Below are 20,507 nucleotides of genomic sequence, written 5' to 3' on the forward strand. Positions count from 1 at the left end.
GCGCCATCCGGATCTCGGGTGTGTGCGCAGGCGCGAGATGCCTCTCAAGCAGGCGGCGCGCCCATTCTGCATGGCGTGACCGGTTGCACGATGCCGTTGCCACGCGCGTCGCCTCGTGGTCTTTTGAGGATACCGTGTCTTCCCTCACCCAGCAGATCGCCGCGCTCCCTGGCCCTCTCCTCGCTCGCCTCCGGGCTCGCGGGTTCGACCCCGATCGCGTCGCCCGGTGGGCCGCGTCCATCGGCAAGGACCGGGACGCCCGCAACCGCCTCCAGGGCACGGTCGAGCCGCCCGCGCCCGGCGATATCGCCGACGTGCCCGCCGAGGGCACGCCCGAGCACGCCCGCTGCCGTGAGGCGGGCCTGGCCGCGCTGCGCCGGGGCGAGGTCGCCCTCTGCGTCCTCGCCGGCGGGATGGCCACTCGGATGGGCGGCGTGGTCAAGGCGCTCGTCGAGGTGCTGCCGGGTCGGACCTTCCTCGATCTGCGCCTCGCCGAGAGCGATCACCTCCGGCGCACGACAGGGGTCCCGGTCCCGCTGTGGCTGATGACCAGCGAGGCGACGAACGGACCGATCCGCGAGGCGCTCGGCCCGCGCCTCGATGAGCCGGGCGATCTCTGCGCCACGTTCGAGCAGCACGTCTCGCTGCGCCTGACCCCGGAAGGCGGGCTGTTCCTGGACGATGCGGGCGAGCCGAGCGTCTACGCCACCGGCCACGGCGATCTCCCGGACGCTCTCCGCGAGAGCGGCCTCCTCGGCCGCTTCATCGCCCGCGGCGGGAAGATCGTCTGGATCGCCAACCTCGACAACCTCGGCGCGACCGTCGATCCGGTCCTCCTCGGCTGGCACCTCGGCCACGGCGGGCCTCTCTCCGTCGAGGTGGTCGACAAGGGCGGCGACAAGGGCGGCGGGCCGCTGCGGTGGAACGGCCGACCGGTGATGGCAGAGGACTTCCGGCTGCCGGTCGGGTTCGATCCGAAGGTCGTGCCCGTCTTCAACACCAACACTTTCCTGGCGAGCGCCGAGGCGCTCGACGCGCTCGCGCTGGACTGGATCTATGTGGAGGTCGAGAAGAAGGTGGGCGACCGCAAGGCGATCCAGTTCGAGCGCATCCTGAACGAGGTCACCTTCGGCCTGCCCGCCCGGTTCGTTCGCGTCCCGCGCGAGGGCCTCGCGGCCCGGTTCCTTCCCGTCAAGGACGTCGAGGAGCTGGAGCGGCGGAGGCCGGCGATCGAGGCGATCGCCCGCGCGCGCGGCTTCCTCGGCTGAGCCGAGGGCCCAAGGCCGCGTCGCGCGGCGCGCGGCTGGCGAGCGAAGGTGCCTTTCGTCGTGAATCGACGCGTGTGACGAGGCGCTGCGCGCCGCCGAGGAGCGCCAGGGCGCGCGCTGGCGGACGGGAGAACTGGATATGGCAGATGCGCAGACTGTCTCTCTGGACGCGGCGACGCCGGCGGATGCCGTGATCCTGTCCAACCTTCTCGAGCTGTACATTCACGATCTCAGCGATGTGTTCCCCGCCGTCGAGCTGGGGCAGGACGGGCGCTTCGGCTACCCCAAGCTCCCTCTCTACTGGTCGGAGCGGGAGCGGCGGTTCGCGTTCCTCATTCGATGCGGCGGGCGCGTCGCGGGGTTTGTCCTGGCGACGCGCGGTTCGCCGGCGGTGGAGGACCCGGACACCCTCGATGTGGCCGAGTTCTTCGTCCTTCGCCGCTATCGCCGCTCTGGCGTGGGCCGCCAGGCGGCGTGCCTCCTATGGAACGGTGTTCCCGGGAAGTGGACCGTGCGCGTCGCCGAGGGGAACCGGGGCGCTCTGGCGTTCTGGCGCGGCGTCGTCGCGGAGTTCACGAGCGGCGCTGTGACGGAGATCGTGCGCCCTGGCCAGCCACACGCCTGGCGGGTGTTCTGCTTCGAGAGCGTGCCTGAGCGCGTCGCGCCCTGATTCCACGGCGGCGAGGATCACGGGCGCCGGCCGGCGCGCCCCTCCGGATCTTCGGCGAGCAGCTCCTCGATCTCGGCCGCCGCCTTGTCGAGCACCTTCACGGTGCGCGCGAGCACGGCCGGCGTGATGCGCCCCCGGCGCATCGCGTGGCGCAGCATCTTCATGAGCGAGCCGATGCGCTTCATGACGTCGCCGAAATCCTCGGCGAAGCGCTCCCACGAGGTCTCGACGAAGCGCTCGTAGAACTCGTCGACGTACTCGCGGTTCGCCTTGAGGTCCTCGCGCCCCGCGTCGGTGATCTCGTAGATCTTGCGCCCCTCGGCCTCGATGACGCGCGCGTGGCCGAGCTCCTCGAGCATCTGCAGCGTCGGATAGATGACGCCGGGGCTCGGCCGGTAGGTGTCGCCGCTGCGCTGCTCGATCGCCTGGATGACCTCATAGCCATGGCGAGCTCGCTCGGCGAGCACGTCGAGCACGAGGTAGCGCACGCCGCCGCGATCGGCGCGGAGCGGCGGACCTCCGAACCAGTCGCCCCACCAGCCCGGCGGGCCGCCACCCATGCCGGGCCGACCCCTCCCGAACGGACCCCCCCTCGGCCCTCGCGGGCCTGCGCAATGATGGTGTTCGTATCCCCAGAACATAGACAAAATCCCTCTCTGGCTCGGCGGCGGACCACCACGGCGGCGAACACTCAGCTGCCACGCGCTCATGCGCAGGCCACCCCGGCTCCACGGCCCGGTTGCCCTGCGGCGGCCGGGCCGATATTCTAAAAGATATATCTAAAAGATAGCTCTCGACTGTCGGCCGTCAAGAGGCGGGGCGGACGACCGCAGGCTTCGCGCCTAGCAGGGCCGCAGGACGCAGCGATGGGGAGAGGTGCCGAGAGCGACCTGGGTGGGGCAGCTCAACCTGGGTGGGGTCGCCGCAGGCTCAACCTGGGTGGCTCAACCTGGGTGGGGCCGCAGGCTCAACCTGGGTGGGGCCGCCGCAGGCTCAACCTGGGTGAGGTCGCCGGCTGTTCGCTGCTTGACACAGGACGCTCGTCCCTGTAACGAAAGTGAAAATGATTTTCAGTATCGACGCTGCCCCTTCGTTTGCTCGACGCGAGCTCGCGGGAGTCGCCGCGTGCGCGTACGCCTCCGACGCGTTTCCTGACCTCGGGCTCCACGACGAGGAAGCGCGCCAGCTCGCCCGCGTGCTCGAGGTCGAGCGCGCCGGCTTCACGGAACAGGAGCTCCGCCCCCTCGCGACCCGCACGCGGCTGGTCGACGACGTCGTGGACGACTTCTTCCGCCGTCACCCGGACGGGCTGGCCATCGGGCTCTTCTCCGGGCCGTGCACCCGGTTCTCGCGCGTCGACAACGGGCAGCTCCACTGGATCGACATCGACGTTCCCCGCGTGGTCGCGTGGAAGTCCCGGCGCGCCCCGCGGACGCCGCGGTATGCGCTGGCCACGGCGTCCCCCGGCTGCGATCACTGGATCGATCAGCTCGCCGACACGCAGGACTGGCCCACGTTGATCCTCGGCCTCGGCCTCTTCTCCCATCTCGGCCCCGAGCGGATCGGCGCCTTCTTGACCCAGGTCTCCCTGCGCCTCGCCAAGGACGTCGAGCTCCTGCTCGACGCGAGCCCGTGCCTCCAGCTCCGCCCCACCGCGGCGAGGGGCGCGCGTCACGTCGAGCTCCACCGAGAGGGAGGCGTCGTCGAGACGTTTCCATGGCTGCGCGTCCTGGGCGATAACGACTATCCCGAGCCGCTCGGCGCCCGCATCCGGACCACGAATGGTCTCGCGCGCTTCTTCCGTAAAGCGCAGTTCCCGATCCTCCGCCACCTCCGGCGCGTGTGAGCCCTCGATAGCACCCTCGGTAACACCTCCATAACAAGTAACAGCAAGACCCATGCACAAGGACAGAGACGCTCGATGAACATCCAGGACTACGTTGACGCACCGGCGCCCTGCGGCGCCGCGCTCCACCATCGCGACGCGCGCGCGTCCCTGGGGAGGGCCCGGGCATGAGCCGTTACACCGGACCTCGCGTCAAGGTCATGCGCGCGCTCGGGGTCGAGCTCCCCGGGCTGTCGGCCAAGAAGACGGAGCGGAGGCCTTACCCCCCCGGGCAGCACGGACAGGCCCGCAAGAAGCTCAGCGAGTTCGCCCTGCGGCTCCGCGAGAAGCAGAAGGTCAGGCTCAACTATGGCCTCACCGATACGCAGCTGAAGACGCTCATGCTCGAGGCGCGCAGGAGCGATCTCGCCGCCGGGACGAAGCTCATCGAGCTGCTCGAGCGGCGGCTCGACAACGTCATCTTCCGCGCGGGCTTCGCGCGCACCATCCCGGCCGCGCGACAGCTGGTGGCGCACGGGCACGTGCTCATCAACGGAAAGCGCGTCGATATCCCTTCCTACCGCGTCACCACCGGAGAGACGGTGAGCGTGAGCGAGAAGCGCCGTGACCACCGGACCGTCGTGGAGGGCCTCGCGAGGACGGACATGGAAGCCCCCACGTGGCTCGCGGTCGACAAGGACGCCCGGCAGGCGCGCGTGGCCGCGCTGCCGGACGAGACGAGCATCCCGTTCCCCATCGCGGTTCAGCTGATCATCGAGTACTACTCGCAGCGGCTGTGACGAGGACCAGGGCTCGCCGCGCTGGCGAGCCTGCGTCCCTCGACGCGGGGCGGTCGCGACGAGCGCCCGCCTTCCTGGGAGCGTCCGCGAAGCGAGCCGCGCTCGCTGGACGCGGAATGTCCATGGCGTTCGTCGGCATCGGCCCTCGCTCACGCGGTCGGCGCGCGTGGTGGCGCCGAGCCGGGTGCGTCCCGGGGTGACGCGCCCGTGAGCACGCGCCTTGCCGTGCGGGGGCGGAGCGCCCCCGCGCGCGCCCTCCGCGCCGCGCGGCGCCGGACGCGCTGCCCACACGGGCGAGGAACACCATGGCCAGCCTGAGCACGGAGAGCACACCCCGGGAGCGCCTGGATCGCGCGATAAGCGTCCTCGGCCGGGTCCGGATGTACTGGCGCGGAGCGGCCGCGATGATGGCCGTCGGACTCGCGATCTCCTTCGCCCTGGCGCTCGCCACGAAGCGGGTGTGGCGGAGCGAGGCCACGATCCTCTACCGCGATACCATCCAGACCGGCCGCGATCTCCAGAGCAGCACCGCGCGCGCGGCGCGCCTCGGGTCGAAGCTCAAGGACGCGCTCACCGCGCGCGGGACGCTCGCGGGCGTCGTCGAGGCGTTCGGGCTCTACCCGGAGAAGACCGCCCGCTCGATGGTCGAGGCCGTCGAGGAGATGAAGAACCACGTCGGCTTCCGCGCGCAGAGCAGCGATACGTACGTCGTCTCGTTCACCCACGACGATCCGCACGTGGCGCAGCAGGTCGCCGCCCGCCTCACGCAGATCCTGCTCGACGACTACCGCCGCGACAGCCTCGGCACGGCGACGATGACCCGCGATTTCCTGCGGAAGGAGCTCGCCGAGGCCAGCTCCAAGGTCGACGCGGCGAGCCGCGCGCTGGCGACGTTCCTCGCCAGGAACCCGCAGTTCCAGTGGGGGCTCAACGACTCTCCGTATGCACCGGCGCCCCAGCCGCTCGGCTCGCCCGGCGCCCCCGCGCCCGCGGCTTTGGCGCGCGCCCTGTCGTCAGCGCAGCCTGTCCGCCCGGTCGACCCGCAGCTCGCGGCGCTCGAGCGCCAGCTCGCCCGGGTCGAGGCGCTGCTCGGGGCCGGGCGATCGCCAGCGGCGGCGCCGGGGCAGCCGCTGCCCCAGAGCGTCGTCGAGGCGCAGCGGGCCCGCTCCGCCGCCGTCGCCGCGGTCGCGGCAGCCGAGGCGGCGCTCGCCGAGAAGCTCACGACCGTGACCCCGATCCACCCGGACGCCGTCGCCGCGAAGCGCCGCGTCGAGGCGGCGAAGAGCCAGCTCACCGCTGCCGAGAGCGCGCTCGGGCTCGTGCGCGCGGGCGTCACCGAGGCGCCGGCCGGCGAGGCGCGCGCGCTCACGCCGTCGCGGCGCGCGGCGCTCGCGGCGGAGCGGACCGCGCTCCTCCGGCAGATCGCGGGCCTGCGCGCGCGCGCCGGCGGTGGCAGGGCGCCGGCGGGGGGCGAGGGGCCGCGCGCGCCGGAGGAGAGCGCGGCCAGGGGCGAGGGGCCGCGCGCGCCGCCGTGGGCGGCCGACGGGGGCGCCGAGGAGCGCGTGATCGAGCTCGAGACCGAGTGGCACCGGCTCCGCCTCGATCTGGAGAGGGCGCGCGAGTACCTGAAGACCGTTCAGGCCAACGAGCGGGCCGCGGACCTGTCCGCGGACGCCGCCGAGAACAAGAGCGAGACCGAGCTCGACGTCCTCGACCAGGCCTACCTGCCGAGCCGCCCTGACCGGGGGCGGGGCCGCGTCTTCTTCGCGGGCGCCGCGGTGACGTTCTTCTTCGCGCTCGGCGTCGCCGGGGCCCGGGTGCTGCTCAACGACACGCTCTACGACGGCGGCGACATCCACGCGCTCGGCGGCCCCGCCCTGCTGGCCGCGATGCCGGAGCTCCCGGCGCGCCCGCCGCTCCGCGAGCGCACGATCGTGCCCGCGTACTACGCAGAGCCGCCCGGCGGGCCCGGGTACGGCACGGAGCCGCCCGGCGGGCCCGGGTACGGCACGGAGCCGCCCGGCGGGCCCGGGTACGGCGCGGAGCCACCCGGCGCGGCTGGGCCCGGCCCCGAGCCGCCCGGCGGGCTCGGGCCAGGCGCAGAGCCGCCCGGCGCGCCAGCAGAGGCCGCTCAGGCCGGCGCCGCCCCGGAGGACACGCTCCGGGACAGCCTCGACCTCGGCGACTGCGAGGGGGTCGACCGGTCGTCCTGGAGCGCGCCCGAGGCGCCGCTCGCCTGCGTGGGCGTGCGCTCGTTCGCGCGCGCCGGCGGCCCCGCGTTCGCTGTGCCCGAGGTGGAGATCATCGGCGCGGATCTCGATCCCGAGGGGCACGGCGTGTTCGAGCTGCTCCGGGGGGCGCCCGCGTCCGCGCTCGCGGCGCTCCGGGTCCTCCGGCACCGGCTCGATCAGCGGCGGGCGGGCGAGCCGCTCGCGGTCGCGGTGGTGAGCCCCGGCCGGGCCGAGGGCAAGACCGCGCTCGCGGTCCGCCTCGCGATGACGCTCGCCGAGGCCGAGCGCGCCCGGGTGCTGCTCGTCGACGGCCACCTCGCGTGCCCCCGCGTCGCGGCGACGCTCGGCCTGCGGCTGCCCGCGCACGCGAGCTTCTCGGAGCAGCTCCGGCGGCGGATGGCGGGCGAGATCCGCCCGCTCGGCGTCATCGCCGTCAGCCAGTCGCTCTCGGTGCTCGCGGAGCCATCGCCCGAGGCGAGCTACCCCGCGGCGCTCCACTCGGTCCACTTCGAGGCCGCGATGCGCACGCTGCGGCGCTACCACGATTACGTCGTCATCGACGGCCCTCCGGTCCTTGGCTCGGGCGACGCCAACGTCATCGAGGACGCCTCCGACGGCATCGTCCTCGTCGCGCGCGCCTCGCTGACCCGGGCGTCGTCGCTGACGAGGGCCGCCGAGCAGCTCGGCGATCGCCGCATCCTCGGGGTGGTCCTGAATGACGTGGCGCCGAGGCCCGTCGCCAGGAAGCGGGTCTGTATCGACGGCGAGCCAGCGGGGCAGTCGGTCTGAGGAGAAGCGAGGAGGCGCCGAGAGGGACGCAGGGAAAGAAGCGCGGGAGGAGCAGCGGTGGTGCGCTGGCGCCCGTGCCGACTTCAATCGATTCTCTGTCGGTTCTTCAACGCTCTCACGACATCTTCGCGATCAGAACGTGATCTTTACCGCGTCCGACGACCTGTTCGCCGTACCGTGGTGGACGACCTCGATGTTGTTCCCATCCGGGTCGAGCACGAACGCTGCGTAGTAGCCGGGGTGGTACGGGCGTTTGCCCGGAGCGCCGTTGTCCTTGCCGCCCGCGGCGACCGCGGCGGCGTGGAAACGATCGACCGTGGCGCGGTCGCTCGCCTGGAAGGCGAGGTGCGTCCGGCCGGTGGTCACGCCGGCCGCGGCCGGCGAGTCCACGCTCGAGATGAAGAGCTCGTCGGCCCAGAAGTAATCGTCGGCCTCGCCTCCGATCGGGATCCCGATCACCTCGAAGACGGCACGATAGAACTTCTTGCTTGCCGCGAGGTCGGCCACGACGAGCTGAACGTGATCGATGAGGCGCCCGCGATAGATCTCTTGAATTTCCATCGCCTCGGGATACCGCACATCGCCCCCGGTGCAAGCAGACTCATTCGAGCTCATCGGCTCGCGGGCTGCGCGCGGCGCGGTGTTGGCGCCGCGCGCCCGCGAGCTCAGCCGATCTTGAAGTTGATCGATTTCGGCCGCGTCAGGTGCAGGAACCCGAGCGTCGAGAGCGTCGCGCCCTTGCCGCTGTTCTTCGCGCCCGTCCACGGGAGCGCCGGATCCAGGGTGTCACACTGGTTCATGTAGACCGTGCCGACGTCGAGCTCGCGCGCGAGCCGCGCGGCGCGCTCGCGGTCGCGCGTCCAGACCGACGCGGTGAGCCCGAGATCGCTGTCGTTCATCAGCGCGAGCGCCTCCTCGTCGGACGAGACCGGCACGATGGGCAGCACCGGCCCGAACGACTCGATGCGCATCACGTCGAGATCGGGCGCCGTGTCCACGAGGAGCGTCGGCTCGAAGAAGCGCCCTCGGCCCTCGACCTGGGTCGCCCGACCGCCGCAGAGCGCCTTCGCCCCCCGGGAGAGCGCCTGCTTCACCTGCGCCTCCAGGAACGCCGGCGCGTGAGGCTGCGCCATCGGACCCAGGTTCGTCCGCTCGTCGGTCGGATCGCCGAGGACGTAACGCTTCATCAGCTCCAGCGCGGCCTCCACGAACTTCGGATAGAGGTCGCGGTGCACATACGCGCGCTCGACAGCGCAGCAGCTCTGTCCGGCGTTGTAACAGGCGCCGTCGACGATCCCGTCCACCGCCTTCTCCAGGTCCGCGTCGGCCGCGACGTAGGCGCCGTCCTTCCCGCCGAGCTCCAGGCCGGCGTCGACGGCCACCTTCTTCGATGTCGCCGCATAGATCCGGCGTCCGCCTTCGACGGAACCGGTGAAACCGACGAAGTTGACCCGCGGGTCCGATGCGATGCGCTCGGACGTGGCGTGGTCGCAGTGGAAGGCCTGGACGAGGCCGGGCGGCGCGCCGGCCTCCGCGAACGCCGTCGCGAAGTGCTCTCCGCAGAGCGGCGAGCGCGGCGAGTGCTTGAGCAGCACCACATTGCCCGAGAGCACCGCGGGGATGACCACGTTCACGGCGGTGAGGAGCGGATAATTCCAGGCGGGGAGATTGAAGACCACGCCGAGCGGAGCGCGCACGATCCGCCGCTCGAGCCCGGGGAGCTCCGGCAGGATCACATCGGCGAGCGCGCCCTCGGCGATCGAGATCATGTGCCGGGCTCGCTTGGCCATCCCCGCGACTTCATTGCGGGATTGGCGCAGGGGCTTGCCCATCATGCGGGTGATGTCGGCGGCGATCGACGGGGTGTTGGCCTCGATGTGCTCGACCGCGCGCTGGCACAGGGCGGCGCGCTCGGCGATGGATGTGCGCGAGAAGCGCCGCGCGGCGGCGGTCGCGGTGTCGAGGAGCCGGTCGACGGCGGCCTCGTCTGCAAGAGGCCGGCGGACGGCTTCCTCGAGGGTATACGGGTTGTCGATCACGAGGTCGGACATGGCGGGGAGATTAACCCAGTTCCCTGGGGGGCCAAGCGTCGTCTAGACTCGGGGCGAATGCGCGCCACCGCGGCAGGTCTATCCGACGTCGGCAGGGAGCGGGTCCACAACGAGGACCGATACATCCTCCTCCCCGAGTTCAACGTCTACGTCGTCGCGGATGGCATGGGCGGGCACGAGGCCGGCGAGGTCGCGAGCCGGATCGCCGCGAGCGCCATCGCCGGCTACTTCCGCGAGGCGAACGGCAAGCGGCGCAGGGCGTCGACCGGCGACAGGCTGCGCGCCGCCGTGACGTACGCGAACGCGCGCATCTTCGCGCACGCCGACGACTCGCGGTTCTACCGCGGGATGGGGACCACGGTCGTCGCCGCGGCGTTCTCGCCGCGGGAGCGGAAGTTCTACGTCGCCCACGCCGGCGACAGCCGCTGCTACCTCCTCCGCAACGGCGATATCTCGCAGCTGACCCGCGACCACTCGCTCATCGCGGACGCGCTCCTCGAGCGGCCCGACCTCACGGAGCGCGACCTCGCCTACCTGCCCCGCAACGTCATCACGCGGGCGCTCGGCATCGGCCCCAGCGTCGACATCGACCTGCGCGCGGAGCGCGTCGAGGCGGGCGACGTGTTCCTCCTCTGCTCCGACGGCCTCCACGGGCTCGTGGACGATCGCGAGATCGCGCGCATCGTCGAGGACAACGCCGTGCTCGCCGACGCGTGCGGCAAGCTCATCGACTGCGCCAACGAGAACGGTGGCCGCGACAACATCACCGCCGTGCTCATCCGGATCGAGGAGACGGCATCGGCGTCGTGGAGCCAGCGCCAGGGCGTCAAGAGCCGCAGCGTGCGGTAGCATCGGGCTGCGTGCGGAGGGAGCCGGGAGCACGCCGCGTCATCACGTGAGCGGCGCCGCTGCGCCCCTGCCGCCTGCAGGTGGGCTGAAGACAAGGGAGGTCATGCATGCGAACCAGGTGGATCGGGATGGGGCTCTTCGTCGGCGCGCTGCTCGCGTGGGGCTGTGGCGGCGCGGCGCTCGGCGAGGCGTGCGACGAAGAGGGCGCGGAGGGCGAGTGTGAGGACGGCTCGGTCTGCGGCAAGCCCGACGACAGCGCGGCGCTCGAGTGCCTGAAGACGTGCGTCGAGCAGACGGACTGCCCCGCGGACCAGGAGTGTAACGGGATCACCGGCTCGGACCTCAAGGGCTGCAGGCCGAAGTAGGGGAGGGCGCGGCGTGCCAGCCGCGAGCGCGGCGCGCCGGCCGCCGCGCTCAGAGCACGCCGGCGTGCGCGCGATCGAGCAGGCCGTCCATCACCTCGAACAGCTGCCGGTTGCCGTCCTGGGAGTAGCCCGCGAGCTTCTCTTCACAGGCCGGGATGGCCTTCACGAAATCCGCGACGACGGCCGGGTCGTCCAGCGAATCGGCGCCGCGGCCGAACCCCTCGCGCTCGAGGTAGCGGGCGTTGAGCACCTGCTCGAACTGGCGGCCGAGGGGGACGGCGAGCATCGGCTTGCGCAGGTAGACCGCCTCCCCCATCAGCGTGAACCCGCCGCCGGCGATGACGGCGCGGCACGACGCGAGGTCGTCGATGAAGCCCTCCTCGCTGAAGGGGCGGTAGCGGAGGTTGCCCTCGACCTGCTCCTCCGTGATGTTCCGGCGCATCCCGTAGATGCGGCACTCGAGCCCGGTCTTCGCGAGCGTCGCCGACAGCGCGTCGTTCCCCTCGGCGGTCTGGTAGACGAGCAGGTGCTCCCCGGGGCGGCGGTTCGCGGCGATGATCTCGGGGCGGAGGATCGGCGGCACCAGCGTCGTCTCCTGCTTGCGGACCGGCGGGCGAAAGAACGTGGCGATGACGTAATGGTTGCAGAACGGCAGCTTGCTCTTCACGAACGCGCGCGTGAGCTGGAACCCCGCCTCGTGGCCGGCGAGGATCTCCGCGTCGTGGGTGCACCGGTTGATGATCTGCATGTTGTCGACCGAGAGGATCGGCAGCCGGTGGAGCTTGGCGTAGAGGTACGTCCACGACTCGAAGTCGCTGACGGTGAGCTCGGGGCGAAAGTCCTTGATGAGCTCGAAGTACGCGGCGATGTTCTTCGGCGTGCCCGTCGCGCCGGAGAGCACGTTGGACCAGAGCGTCTTGCCGCGCCGGACCCGGTTCTCCTCGTAGATCATGTGGAGCCCGTGGATGCGGTTCACCCCCGCGAAGCGCCTGGACAGGAAGTCGGTCGCCCTGCCCGACGCCATGATCTCGAGCTCGTGTCCCTGCGCGAGCAGGTGTTCGATCACGACGCGCGAGCGCATGGCGTGCCCCATCCCTTCGCCGACGACGCCATAGAGGATCTTCATGACGCGCGAGTGTAGCGGGGGCTTTGGGGCGTTCGGAAGGAAACGGCGGCGCAGCGGCGCGGGCGGCCCGTGCGGCGGCCGAGCGCAGGCGGCGCCGCGGCGCGGGCGGCGGGCGTGACGCCCCGCCGCCGGATCTGGAGCGAGCTGCTGCCGCTCGAGGTGGTGCGGGCGCCCGGGACGCTCGCGCTGCTGCGGCGGTATGCGCTGGAGCTCTCGATCGCGGTGCGGCCGGAGACCGCGGCGGGGCTGCCGGATCTCGCGGCGGCGTGCGCGGACGCGGGGGTGGCGGTCGCGGTGTGGCCGATGATCGCGGACGAGGACGGGCGCTGGGCGAGCGCCGGCAACGCGGCGGCGTTCGGCGCGTTCGTCGCGCGGCTGCTGGACGCGCTCGACGCGCGGCGCCTGGCCGCGGCGGAGGTCGTGTTCGATCTCGAGCCGCCGATCGAGGCGGTGCGGCGGGCGCTCGCAGGGGGGCGCGGCGCGCTCGATCTGCTCGGCGGTGGGCCGCGGGGAGCGCGAGGGAGCACGCGGTGGGAAGAGGCGCAGCGCGCGTACGTGGAGCTGGCGGGCGCGGTGCACGCGCGCGGGGTGGCGACCTCGGCCGCGATCGTGCCGCTCGTCTTGACCGACGGGCCGGCGCGCGGCTGGGAGCGGCTGCTCGGGACGCCCGTGTCCGCGCCGCCGTGGGGGCGCGTCGGCGCGATGCTGTACACGTCGTTGATCGCGGGGTATTCGCGCGGCGCGCTCGGCCGGGAGGACGCGCTCGCGCTGCTCGCCTGGGGGTGCCGCGCCGCCGCCCGGCGGTTCGGTCCGAGGGCGGGCGCCTCGCTGGGCGCCGTGGGCAAAGGCGCGCTCGGCGACGAGCCGGTCTACCGCTCGGTCGCCGAGCTCCGCGAGGACGTGGCCGCCGCGGTGGCGGCCGGGGTCTCGGATCTCTCGCTGTTCGACCTCGGCGGGGTGCTGGCGCGGCCGCCGGCCGAGGCATGGATCGAGGCGTTTGTCGCGCCGCCGGCCGAGGTGAGGTTGCCGCGGGAGACGCTGCGGGCGCGCGGCGTGATCGCGGCCGCCGCGCTCGTGGGTCGGGCGGCGGGCTATGCTCGCCGGCTCACCTCGCCCTGACGGCGATCACCCGTGGTGTGACTTGCCCTGGCCGCGGTAGCGCTTCCAGTGATGTCGCTTGTTCTTGTTCTTCGGCCTGCTGTTGCCGGACAGGCCGATAGACGTCTTCTTCGTGTGTACTGACATGGCCCCGTCATGGCGCCGAGACGGGGCGGGCGACAGGGGTCACGAGCTCCGGCGCCGCTCGGGCCGGACCGCCGGGCTGAGGAGGCAACGACTTCCCTGAGGGTCAGGGCGGGGCGCTCCTGGCGACCTGGCGGTTCGTCCCCCATCGCCGGAAAGCTCAGACGCTCTCGCGATCGGGCGCTCTCGCGGCAGGCGGCTCCGCTGCGCTGACCGCCACGGCCGCCTGCAGGCTCGGCGCCGCCTCGGCGGCGCCCGCGGAGGCATGCCGGATGCGCCGCTTCGTCTGCACGATGTGCACGATCTGGTCGAGGATCACGGCGACGAGGATCACGGCGCCGATGATGATGAAGGTCCAGTTCGGGTCCAGGCGCCAGATGCGTTGGATGCGGTCAGCGTCCTCGTAAGGCAGCTGGAACATGTTGATGCCGTTGTCGATGACGCGCATCACGGCGGAGCCGATGATGATGCCGAGCACCGTGCCTTCACCCCCGCGAAGCGAGCAGCCGCCGAGCACGGCCGCGGCGATCGCGTACATCTCGTACGCGATGCCGACCTGCTGCGACATCTGCCCGATGTACGACGCGTAACAGACGCCGGCCACGCCGCCGAGGCCCGCCGAGATCACATAGGTAGACGTCTCCACCCGCTTTACGTTGATGCCGGAGTACTCGGCCGCGTCGCGATTGCCGCCGATCGCGTAAACGTAACGGCCGAACACCGTGAAGTGCAGCGCGTAGGCCGCCACGCCGCTCACGGCGAGGAACATCAGCAGCGGATACGGGACGAGCGCGTCGCTCCCGCTCTTGAGCAGCCCGCCGTTCGCGAGGGCGAGCAGCGGCGAGCCACCGAGGCTCAGCGTGCCCCCCCCGGCGATGGTCTGCGAGACGCCGCGCAGGAACAACATGCCGCCGAGCGTGACGATGAACGGCTGCAGCTTGAGCCGCGTGATCAAGAGGCCCTGGCCGAGACCGAACAGCAGCGCCACGCCGAGCGCCACCGGAATGCCGATCCACAACGGGTAACCCAGGCCGCCGAGCTGGGTCGACGAGAGCTTGGCGATGAGGACGCCCGTCAGGCCGATCACGGACCCGATCGACAGATCGATGCCGCCGGCGATGATGACGAACCCGATGCCGATCGCGAAGATCCCGAGCATCGAGATCTGCCGCAGGGTGTTGATCGAGTTCGACTGCCCGAGAAAATCCGGGTTCGAGATGAAGAGGCCCAGACACATCACGACGAGCGCGATGGTCATCCCAAGCTCGCGCCTCACGACAGATCCTCCTTGTCGGCGTGGCCCGTCATCAAGGTCGCGATCCGCTCCTGGCTGAGCCGTTCCCGCGGCAATACGCCCTTGATGCGCCGCTCGTGCATGACGGCGACGCGATCGCTCATTCCGATGATCTCTTCCATGTCCGAGCTGACCATCAAGATCGTGATGCCTTCATCCGCGAGGGCGGTCATGTGGCGGTAGATCTCGGCTTTGGCGCCGACGTCGATGCCCCGCGTCGGCTCGTCCAGGATGAGCACGCGCGGGTTCATGGCCAGCCATTTCCCGAGCACCACCTTCTGCTGGTTTCCGCCGGAGAGGTTCACGACGGGCTGACGGATGCCGGGCGTCTTCGTCCTCAAGCGCTCCACCTCCGATTCGGCGACCCGGCGCTCCGTCTCCCTGTTCAGGAAGCCCCAGCGGCTGTAGTTGCCGATGTCGGGCAGGGAGGTGTTCTCTGCGACGCTGAGCGGCAGTACGAGGCCGTGGCGCTTGCGATCCTCCGGCGCCAGGTAGACGCCGCGGTCGATGGCGTCCCTGGGTTTTCGAGGAGCAAACTCCTTGCCTTCGAGCGTCATGCGTCCCCCGAGCGCCGGCGTGACCCCGAAGATCGTCTGCATGAGCTCCGTGCGGCCCGAGCCGACCAGGCCGGCGAAGCCGAGGATCTCCCCGCGTCCGGCCGAAAAGGAGATCTGCGCGGGCGCGCCGGGCACGACGAGCCCTTCGACCACCAGCACGGGCTCGGTCGATGTACGGGGCCGTTTCTCCGGGAAGTAGTGCGCGCTGAGCTCGCGGCCCACCATCATGGAGACGATCCGTTCGCGCGTCGCTCCCGCGCGCGTGAGGTCCCCGACGTGGCGGCCGTCGCGCAGGACCGTCACCCGGTCCGCCAGCGTCATGACCTCTTCCATGCGGTGCGAGATGTAGACGATGCCGATGCCGTCCGCCCGGAGCTTGCGGATGATCCCGAAGAGATGCTCGGACTCACCGCTCGTGAGCGACGAGGTCGGCTCGTCCATGATGAGGATGCGCGCGCTCAGGGCGAGCGCCTTGGCGATCTCGACCATCTGCATCTGACCGGCGGTCAACGCGGACACCGGGGTCGAGGGCGAGAGCCGCAAGCCCACGCGCAGAAGCAGCTCCCTGGCGCGGGCGGCCATGTCGCCCTTCGGCAGCGGACGGAGGAGCAGCCCTGTCGCGCCGCCTTCGTTGCCGAGGAAGATGTTGGCCGCGATGTCCAGGTTCGGCGCCAGCATCAGCTCCTGATGGATGAGCGCGATGCCGAGGCGCTTGGCGGCGCGCACGCTCTCGATGGCGACGTTCTTCCCGTCGATGCGGATCTCGCCTTCGTCGGGTTGCAGGGCGCCCCCGAGGACCTTCATGAGCGTGCTCTTGCCCGCGCCGTTCTCGCCCATGAGGGCCAGCACCTCGCCCGGCTTCAGCGAGAGAGAGACGCCCTGGAGCGCGACCACGCCGGCAAACCGCTTGGTGATCGCGCGCATCGCGAGCAGATCCGGAGCGGACGCTGTCACGCTCACTTCTTCATTTCGGCGAGCTGCTGTTTGAAGGTCGCCACGTTGGTCTTTTCGATCACGTCGATGCCGGTGTCGATGCTCTTGTTGGCCGGGATCTGCCCCATCGCCGTGCCGGGCTTGACCGAGAGCTCATGCGCCCACTTGCTCGCCAGGTAACCGAACTGAAACGGCTTCTGGACGACCGTGGCCGAGATCGTGCCGTTCTCGATGGCGGTGAGCGTCTCCTCTTCCTCGTCGAACACCGCCGCGAGGACCTTGCCCTTCTTCCCGAGCGCCTCGATGGCCGCCGCGATGGCGGGGCCGTTGTAGGACCACAGGCCTGCGACGAGCTTCAGGTCCGGGTGCGCGTTGATGATGTCCTCCACGTTGGAGCGCGCCTTCGCGCGGTCGGTGTTGTCCTCGCGCTTGTCGACGATCTCGATGTTCTTGCCGGCGATCGCGTCCTGAATGCCTTGCAGGCGCTGCTTCGCGTTGTCCGCGGAGAGCGTGCCGACGAACACGGCCATCTTGCCGCCGTTCGGGAGGAGCTTCACGATGTGGGCGCCGAGCGCCTTGCCAGCCTCGTGGTTGTTGGTGCCGATGTAGAGCAGTCGGCTCGACGCCGGGGCGTCCGAGTCGAACGTGATGAGCTTGCTCTTCTCGGCCACCTTGTTGAGCACCGGGACCTGATCGGCCGGCGCGATGGCGCTCACGGCGATGGCGTCGTAGCCCTGACTCGAAAGGTTCTCGAGGATCTGGTTCTGCTCCTCCGTGGTGCCGTTCGACGGCATCTTCACGTCGACCTGGACCTTGCTTTCTTGCTCATATTTCCGGACGCCCGCCTGGGCGATCTTCCAGAACTCGGACGCGTTGTTGGTGACGAAGGCGAGCTTGACGATCTTCGGCTTCGAGCCGCCGCCCTCGGCTGGCGCGGCGGCCGGCCCCTCGCTCTTCTCGTTGCACCCCGTCATCGCGAGCAGCGCCAACAGGAAGGGCGCCACGGCCGCCCAACCCTTGCCCCAGGACTTCGTCTCTTTCACGGCTGGTCTCCTTGCTGATTCACTCTCAAGAACGTGTCGACATCACGCGTGGCGTCGCCCTTACCCGGCCGTTGTCCCCGTGCTCTGCCGCAAAGCCGGCGGCGCGTTCTTCCCACAGTGCGCCCCGGTGGCTGGGGTCTACCCTCCGCGTCCCTGGAGGCCGAACCACTCCTCGATCTCTACCATCGGAATGGATCTGGAGGACAAAGGACGCCCGCAGGAATGCACTGTGAACGTTCACATTTTCGGTGTCAACTACGATCGGTGGGTGCTCCGCGCGCGGGACGTCACGGGTTAAGGCTGATCGAAGAATTGTCAGGGCACGGGAACGCGCGGTCGCCCGGTGCGTTCAGGGGCGTTGCGCCTGCCGAAGGCGCGCAGGGTCTGCGACTCAGTACATCGAGCACGCGCTGAGATGACGGCGCTGGGCGATTTCTGTCGACTGGCAGGAAGTTGCCGTTCTTCCGGTACGTGCTTTGGCGACCCTCGCGCAGCGTGTGATAGGTTGGTGCTGTTCGAACATATTTGTCTTGCGGCATTGGCTTGAGCGCGCGGAGGTGCCTGTGAATCGAAGCAAGCGGTGGGTCGTCGACGCGACCTGGGTGATGTCCGTCACCGCGGCGCGTGCCCGGACGGGGGTCGCGCTCGGCGTGGTGCTCGCGGCCGCGGCGTGCGGTCAGGAGGGCGGCGACCGCGACGCGATCGCGGGGAGCGGCGGGTGGGGGACGGGCGGCGCGCTCGCGACAGGCGGAGCCTCGGAGACGGGCGCCGGGGTCGGCGGCGCGGAGAGCACCGCGAGCGGCGGCGCGCCGGGGGACGGCGGAGCAGGCGGGGAGGGCGACGGCGCGGAGAGCACCGCGGGCGGCGGCGCGCCGGGGGACGGCGGAGCGGCCGGGGAGGGCGGTGGCCCGGGCAGCGGCGGCGCGGGCGGAGCGCCCGAACGATGCAGCAGGGCCGCGGCCTGCGGGACGCACAAGTGGGCGTGCTGGCCCATGCCCAACCCGGCGGGCAGCGGCCTGCCCAACCCCGCGAGTTATACCGATGTGGGGGGCGGCGTGGTGCGCGACGAGGTCACATGTCTCGAATGGCAAGAGACCCCTCCTTCCGAGGCGTACACGTGGGAGCAGGCGATCGGCTATTGCGACGACCTGACGCTCGGCGGGTTCTCCGACTGGCGCCTTCCGACGCGCATCGAGATGACGTCGATCGTCGACTTCACCCGGAGCCCGGCCATCGACAGGGGCGCATTCCCGGGGGCGCGCGGGGGCTTCCACAAGACGTCGTCCGACTGGATCCTCACCATCCGGCAGGCCGGCGCCGGCGCGGGGCGCGACTATGCCTGGGCCTTCAACCTGAGCGACGGGATCGTCAGCAACGCCTACTCCAAGGCGACCGCGGCGAGCCTGCGCTGCGTGCGAGGCAACGGCGAGGGGGAGGCGCCGAGCAGCCCGGCCGTGGCCCCGCCCGACCAGTACGCCGTCGTGTCGCCCGGCGAGGTGATGGACATGTACACAGGCCTCGTCTGGCAGCAGGGGTATTCGCCGGCCACGCTCGCCTGGACCGAGGCGGAGAGCTACTGCGCGACGCTCGATCTCAACGGCCACACGTGGCGCCTGCCCAGCATCCGGGAGCTCGCGACCCTGGTCGACGAGGCGCAGGTGGCGCCGTCGATCAACCGCGCGATGTTCCCCGACACGCAGTACGGCGCCCGCAGCAACGACTGGTACTGGAGCTCCCACGCGGCCGCGGGGAACGCCTCGGCGGCCTGGGCGCTCAACTTCGACGACGGCTTCACCGGGTTCAACGCCGGAGAGAGCGGCAAATGGAACCATTTCACGGCCGCGTGGGTGAAGTGCGTGCGCTGACGGCGTGGCCGCGGCCGTCGCGCTCCGCCCGGGGAGAGCGCGGCGGCGACGGCCGGCGCCGCCGCGCCTCGTTTCGGTGGCGCGCTGCCGCCGGCGTCGGATAGCGTGGCTCGGGTGAGCCCGAGCACGCCGCCGGCGCGCCCTCGCCTCGCCGCCCACGTGCTCGCGCGGCGCCACCTGGTCGGCGAGGAGGAGCGCGTCATCCTCCACGATGCCCGCACCGGGCAGCTGCTGCAGCTCGGCCCACGGGAGTGGGTCCTGCTCTCCGCGGCCGACGGGACGCGCGACGTCGAGGGCATCGTCATCGCGGCGGCCCGCGAGGGCGCACACGCGCGTGTGCCCGCGGCGCAGGCGTTCTTCGCAGAGCTCCACGCCGCGGGGCTGCTGGAAGCGGATGACGCCGGCGAGGACGCGGGGCCCTGGAGCGCCGCGGCGCCCGCGGCGCCCGCGCTCGACCCGGGGGAGCGCGATCCCCGCGAGCGCCCGCTGGAGGTGCTGCCCGACTTCAGCCTGCACTGCGACGGCCGCGGGAGCTGCTGCCGGATCTACGCCTCGATCCTCTTCGATCCCGAGGAGGCCGCGCGGGCGCGGGCATTGCGGCCCGACGTGATGAGCGGGGGCGCGCGCCACGAGCGGGTCTTCACGCCGGAGCGCGGGACGTGGCCGTGCGCGGCCTCCGTCGTGGCGATGCGGGACGGCCGGTGCGCCTACCTCGAGGGCGAGGGGCGCTGCTCGCTCCACGCGAAGGGCGGGCCCGAGGCCAAGCCGCTCGGGTGCCGCACCTTCCCGACCAGCTTCGTCGACGACGGCGAGTCGGTGCGCGTCTCGGTCGCCGTGGAGTGCGCCTGCGTGCTGGCCAGCGCGGGCCGCCCCGGCGGCGCGCCGCTGCTCGATCCGCGGCTCGTCACGCGGGGGGATCTGGACGAACGCATCGACGTCGCCCGGCTGCCGGACCGCGCGCAGGTGGCGCCCGGCGCGACCGCCTCCCGCGCCGAGGTCGTCGCCTGGTCGCGGCGCCTCGCCGCGGCAACGCCCCCGCCCGACGTCGCCGCGGGCCTCTTCTCGCTCGCCGCCGCGCTCGAGGCCGAGGGCCTCGCCGAGGGGGCGATCGCGCGCTTCGAGCGGCCCGATCCGCTGGATCCGGCGGCGATCGCGCCGTGGCTCGCCGCGCTCCATGGCCGCGCGGCGCGGCGGGCGCGCGAGGACGCCGCATGGCGGAGCGAGCGGGACCTCGCCCGGAGGGCCACGCGGTGGATCGCGGACGCGACCCGGGCGCTCGGCGAGCCCGACCTGCTCGGCGCGCTGCTCCTCTCGCCCGTGCGCGCGCGCGTCGGCGACCGCGAGCGCTTCACCCTCCGCGCGGCCTTGCATGGCCACCGCCTGCTCGGGGCGCTGCCGCTCTCGCTGGCGCTCCGCGATCGCGCCGTGCGGCTCGTCGTGGCCCGGGCGCTGCCGGCGGTCGTCGCCGGGGAGGGCGCGGACGACCCGGCCTGCGCCGAGCCGATCGCGCTCGTGGAGGCGGCGCTGCGCGGCCACGGCCTCGACGCGTACGCCGCCGAGGCGGCCATGGCCGGGTGATCGCGCGCGCCTCCGTCGAAC

At 71.7% G+C, this 20,507-nt stretch carries 17 protein-coding genes; 10 read left to right on the top strand and 7 right to left on the bottom strand.

The genetic code is table 11. The features are described from left to right. The first annotated feature begins 134 nt into the window (after window positions 1-134). Window positions 135-1,268 (top strand): UTP--glucose-1-phosphate uridylyltransferase, encoded by a 1,134-nt coding sequence (locus tag WME82_RS17310; RefSeq protein WP_438043719.1) that lies wholly within the window; start codon window positions 135-137, stop codon window positions 1,266-1,268. Between the two features lie 139 nt (window positions 1,269-1,407). Further along, complete coding sequence (locus WME82_RS17315; RefSeq protein WP_437746569.1) at window positions 1,408-1,938, top strand: GNAT family N-acetyltransferase; 531 nt, start codon at window positions 1,408-1,410, stop codon at window positions 1,936-1,938. Between the two features lie 17 nt (window positions 1,939-1,955). Here the strand turns inward: WME82_RS17315 and WME82_RS17320 are convergent, their stop codons facing one another. Continuing rightward, complete coding sequence (locus WME82_RS17320) at window positions 1,956-2,498, bottom strand: PadR family transcriptional regulator (protein ID WP_231864867.1); 543 nt, start codon at window positions 2,496-2,498, stop codon at window positions 1,956-1,958. 503 nt (window positions 2,499-3,001) lie between these two features. On the opposite strand from WME82_RS17320, the gene WME82_RS17325 reads away from it, so the two are divergent. The 3 genes from WME82_RS17325 (at window position 3,002) to WME82_RS17335 (ending at window position 7,583) form a co-directional block, all read left to right on the top strand. Next, window positions 3,002-3,784: a class I SAM-dependent methyltransferase gene (locus WME82_RS17325; RefSeq protein ID WP_437746570.1), complete on the top strand. Its 783-nt coding sequence runs from the start codon at window positions 3,002-3,004 to the stop codon at window positions 3,782-3,784. Between the two features lie 167 nt (window positions 3,785-3,951). Beyond that, window positions 3,952-4,563 carry a 30S ribosomal protein S4 gene (rpsD, locus tag WME82_RS17330; protein WP_437552965.1) on the top strand — a complete coding sequence of 204 codons (612 nt, stop codon included), beginning with the start codon at window positions 3,952-3,954 and terminating at the stop codon, window positions 4,561-4,563. A gap of 305 nt (window positions 4,564-4,868) precedes the next feature. Then, window positions 4,869-7,583 (top strand): hypothetical protein, encoded by a 2,715-nt coding sequence (locus tag WME82_RS17335; protein WP_438043720.1) that lies wholly within the window; start codon window positions 4,869-4,871, stop codon window positions 7,581-7,583. Between the two features lie 132 nt (window positions 7,584-7,715). Here the strand turns inward: WME82_RS17335 and WME82_RS17340 are convergent, their stop codons facing one another. Together WME82_RS17340 and WME82_RS17345 are read right to left on the bottom strand one after the other, a co-directional pair. Beyond that, complete coding sequence (locus WME82_RS17340) at window positions 7,716-8,144, bottom strand: VOC family protein (RefSeq protein ID WP_438044901.1); 429 nt, start codon at window positions 8,142-8,144, stop codon at window positions 7,716-7,718. 104 nt (window positions 8,145-8,248) lie between these two features. Beyond that, on the bottom strand, window positions 8,249-9,634 hold the full coding sequence (locus tag WME82_RS17345) for an aldehyde dehydrogenase family protein (protein WP_438043721.1): 1,386 nt from the start codon (window positions 9,632-9,634) through the stop codon (window positions 8,249-8,251). Between the two features lie 57 nt (window positions 9,635-9,691). Here WME82_RS17345 and WME82_RS17350 point away from each other — a divergent pair, with 57 nt between their 5' ends. Both WME82_RS17350 and WME82_RS17355 read left to right on the top strand, forming a co-directional pair. Further along, a complete protein-coding gene (locus WME82_RS17350) occupies window positions 9,692-10,483 on the top strand; it encodes a Stp1/IreP family PP2C-type Ser/Thr phosphatase (protein WP_438043722.1) in 792 nt (263 codons plus the stop codon). Between the two features lie 107 nt (window positions 10,484-10,590). After that, window positions 10,591-10,848: a hypothetical protein gene (locus tag WME82_RS17355; protein ID WP_437746576.1), complete on the top strand. Its 258-nt coding sequence runs from the start codon at window positions 10,591-10,593 to the stop codon at window positions 10,846-10,848. Between the two features lie 49 nt (window positions 10,849-10,897). On the opposite strand, the gene WME82_RS17360 is transcribed toward WME82_RS17355, so the two are convergent. Beyond that, a complete protein-coding gene (locus WME82_RS17360) occupies window positions 10,898-11,974 on the bottom strand; it encodes a glycosyltransferase family protein (RefSeq protein WP_437746577.1) in 1,077 nt (358 codons plus the stop codon). Between the two features lie 69 nt (window positions 11,975-12,043). On the opposite strand from WME82_RS17360, the gene WME82_RS17365 reads away from it, so the two are divergent. Next, window positions 12,044-13,093: a hypothetical protein gene (locus tag WME82_RS17365; protein WP_438043723.1), complete on the top strand. Its 1,050-nt coding sequence runs from the start codon at window positions 12,044-12,046 to the stop codon at window positions 13,091-13,093. Window positions 13,094-13,376: 283 nt separating this feature from the next. Here the strand turns inward: WME82_RS17365 and WME82_RS17370 are convergent, their stop codons facing one another. From WME82_RS17370 to WME82_RS17380, 3 genes are read right to left on the bottom strand one after another with little or no spacing between them, the layout of a single operon-like run. Next, window positions 13,377-14,492, bottom strand: coding sequence for an ABC transporter permease (locus WME82_RS17370; RefSeq protein ID WP_438043724.1), 1,116 nt, complete (start codon window positions 14,490-14,492; stop codon window positions 13,377-13,379). Continuing rightward, window positions 14,489-15,991, bottom strand: coding sequence for a sugar ABC transporter ATP-binding protein (locus WME82_RS17375; RefSeq protein ID WP_438044902.1), 1,503 nt, complete (start codon window positions 15,989-15,991; stop codon window positions 14,489-14,491). Before WME82_RS17375 ends, WME82_RS17370 begins: the two co-directional genes overlap by 4 nt. A gap of 32 nt (window positions 15,992-16,023) precedes the next feature. Beyond that, entirely contained in the window at window positions 16,024-17,043 is a 1,020-nt protein-coding gene (locus tag WME82_RS17380) for a sugar-binding protein (RefSeq protein WP_438043725.1), read from the bottom strand. Window positions 17,044-17,606: 563 nt separating this feature from the next. Here WME82_RS17380 and WME82_RS17385 point away from each other — a divergent pair. Together WME82_RS17385 and WME82_RS17390 are read left to right on the top strand one after the other, a co-directional pair. After that, on the top strand, window positions 17,607-18,908 hold the full coding sequence (locus WME82_RS17385; protein WP_438043726.1) for a DUF1566 domain-containing protein: 1,302 nt from the start codon (window positions 17,607-17,609) through the stop codon (window positions 18,906-18,908). A gap of 114 nt (window positions 18,909-19,022) precedes the next feature. Further along, window positions 19,023-20,486, top strand: coding sequence for a YkgJ family cysteine cluster protein (locus tag WME82_RS17390; protein WP_438043727.1), 1,464 nt, complete (start codon window positions 19,023-19,025; stop codon window positions 20,484-20,486). Window positions 20,487-20,507: the final 21 nt, after the last annotated feature.

Source organism: Sorangium sp. So ce128, from assembly GCF_051525245.1.
In the GTDB taxonomy this organism is placed as follows: domain Bacteria; phylum Myxococcota_A; class Polyangia; order Polyangiales; family Polyangiaceae; genus Sorangium; species Sorangium cellulosum_B.